The 536-nt window shown below is 36.0% G+C and carries 1 protein-coding gene; it reads left to right on the plus strand.

The window, feature by feature from the left end; all coding sequences use genetic code 11:
* The first annotated feature begins 65 nt into the window (after positions 1-65).
* Entirely contained in the window at positions 66-422 is a 357-nt protein-coding gene (locus ACYVFA_RS19575) for an ISAon1 family transposase N-terminal region protein (protein ID WP_460473551.1), read from the plus strand.
* Positions 423-536 lie beyond the last annotated feature (114 nt).

Here is a 536-nt window from a genome sequence, read left to right on the forward strand (position 1 = left end):
GGATCAACCCTAAAAGTTGTGGGGAAGTAAAATAATCTTGACCTTTGCATTTTAAGAAGAGACAGATGCAAGAGAGTTACAGAGATATTTTAAAGTTATTACTACCAGCGCTTATAATTGAGAATTTTGAGCTTACTTCCTACAATACGAGCTCAGAAGTAATGCATTTATATCTACAGGAGATTAATCAGATACCTAAAGAATTTCAGAATCAGAAATTGGAGTCAAAAGGTTTCTTTGAAGAGATTACAGTTCAGGATTTTCCAATCAGAGGACATAAAGTTTTTCTACATATCAAGCGACGCAGATGGTATAGCCATACCCTTGAAAAAGTAGTATATCGGAACTGGGATTTGGTAGCAGACGGCACTCGCATGACAAACGAGTTTGCTGCTTTTTTAAAAGCTATCAATCGATTCTAATGCAGATGCTACGCAAAGTATTGCTACTTATTACGGAGTGAATGGTAAGAGATTGCAAGAGCAGTATAAGAATTATCTAAGTGATTTTAAGAGTTGGACACAACGAAATCATGC

The sequence above is a fragment of the Emticicia fontis genome (genome assembly GCF_054779675.1).